The sequence below is a fragment of the Dolichospermum planctonicum genome, from assembly GCF_005402965.1.
Taxonomy (GTDB): domain Bacteria; phylum Cyanobacteriota; class Cyanobacteriia; order Cyanobacteriales; family Nostocaceae; genus Dolichospermum; species Dolichospermum planctonicum.
In genome coordinates, this window is sequence record NZ_BJCF01000107.1 from 1 (window position 1) to 1,450 (window position 1,450).

Here is a 1,450-nt window from a genome sequence, read left to right on the forward strand (position 1 = left end):
CGGTACTGGTAACACTGCTAATAACACCATCACTGGTAACGGTGCTAATAACACCCTTGACGGTGGTGCAGGTACAGATACCTTAATTGGTGGTTTAGGCAACGATATCTACATTGTAGATAGCACCTCTGACACCATTACTGAACTTACCAACGCAGGTATAGATACCGTTCAATCTAGTGTTACTTTGACTCTTGCTGCTAACGTGGAAAACCTGACTTTAACAGGAACAGCAGCCATTAACGGTACAGGTAACACTGCTAATAACACCATCACTGGTAACGCAGGTAATAACACCCTAACCGGAGGAGTTGGAAAAGATACTCTGATTGGAGGGTTGGGAGTAGACCGTTTTGACTACCGCACTTTAGCTGATTCTGTTTTCAGTAACTTTGATGTCATTACCGGATTCAATGCTACTACTGGCAATGATTTATTCCTTGTTTCCACTGCCCGTAGCGGATTCTCTAATGCCGGATCTGTAGCAACACTTGATACAGCCGGAATTGCAGCTAGGTTAACTAATAGTGTGTTTACAGCTAACTCTGCGGCTCAATTTACCTTTGGTACTCGCAGCTTTGTCGCTATTAATGACGGTACCGCAGGATTTAATGCCACTACGGATGCTATCATTGAGGTTACAGGTTTAACTGGTACTTTAAGACTCAATAACTTTACCATAGTGTAGCTTCTGGTATCCTGGTATCCTTGATGTAAACCACATTGTAGAGACGTTTCATGAAACGTCTCTACATCATTTTTAGTTTCTGCTGATGACAGTTGACAGGGAACAGCCAACAAAACGCAAAAAACCGCGAAAAATTTGCTTTTTAGGTATTGACAAAGGATTTTAAAAATGTTATCCTGAACTTGATAAGGAAGAACTATCTTAAAGAGTGCGGAGTACAGAGTTAGAGAGTGGGGAGTATGAAGAAGAGGATGAAGAAGATAACCCCGCACCCCGCACCCCGCACCCCGCAATATAATATCTGTACTTGAGGTAAAGACTTTGAATGTAGGATAGCGATAGCGAAGCGCTGCTGCAAGCAGTTCGCTATATAAGGGAACAGTTGACAGTTGACAGTTGACAGTTGACAGTTGACAGTTGACAGTTGACAGTTGACAGTTGACAGTTGACAGTTGACAGTTGACAGGGAACAGCCAACAAAACGCAAAAAACCGCGAAAAATTTGCTTTTTAGGTATTGACAAAGGATTTTAAAAATGTTATCCTGAACTTGATAAGGAAGAACTATCTGAAATTTTAAAAGTAGGGTGTGTTAGCGACTAGTAACGCACCATGGGGAAAGACTTTATGTGAAACATAGCGATAGCGAAGCGCTGCTGCAAGCAGTTCGCTATATAAGGGAACAGTTGACAGTTGACAGTTGACAGTTGACAGTTGACAGTTGACAGTTGACAGTTGACAGTTGACAGTTGACAGTTGACAG

At 42.1% G+C, this 1,450-nt stretch carries 2 protein-coding genes; one reads left to right on the top strand and one right to left on the bottom strand.

Annotated elements, in window-relative coordinates:
- Positions 1-688: calcium-binding protein (locus FFO06_RS20605; protein WP_137909692.1), on the top strand; the 688-nt coding region annotated here is incomplete at its 5' end.
- Positions 689-1,263: 575 nt separating this feature from the next.
- On the opposite strand, the gene FFO06_RS22200 is transcribed toward FFO06_RS20605, so the two are convergent.
- A partial coding sequence (locus FFO06_RS22200) for a hypothetical protein (RefSeq protein WP_236097203.1) occupies positions 1,264-1,450 on the bottom strand: 187 nt, incomplete at its 5' end.